Source organism: Oleiphilus sp. HI0123, from assembly GCF_001635315.1.
On sequence record NZ_LWGE01001884.1, the window covers coordinates 1 to 449 of the forward strand.

The following is a 449-nucleotide window of genomic DNA, read 5'->3' on the forward strand; positions in this document are numbered from 1 at the left end:
AGGTCACCTTCAGACATTGCTTCAAAAATAACACCGACTTCACTGACAAACTCGGATGTCTTGTCCATTAGTGAGTTTAAGCCATTACTGAGGTTTTCGAAGAAGCCGCTTTTACCTGTTAGGTCAATTCGTTGTCGAAGGTCTCCATCGTTGGCGGCATTTATCAAACTGTTAATTTCACCTTCTAGCGCAACCTCATCAGTTCTATCTGACCATTCAACGACGGTACCCAAGCGAGTTTGGTCTTCGCCATATATAGGTGTCGCAGTTAGGCCAAAGGTACGTACACCGACCTTAATTTCAGTTTGATATGTACTGGTCAGACGCTCAAGCATACTGCGTTGGTGTGCAGGGTTTTTGTGGAAAACATCGATGTTGTTGCCAACAAGGTTATTGGCATCAAAGTTTGGCAGCACTTTGCGTAAGTCTGCCTCAGCTACGCGCATCAT

At 45.0% G+C, this 449-nt stretch carries 1 pseudogene; it reads right to left on the bottom strand.

From position 1 onward, the window contains the following. A pseudogene (locus A3761_RS28250) lies at positions 1–449 on the bottom strand (chemotaxis protein); the annotation flags it as partial.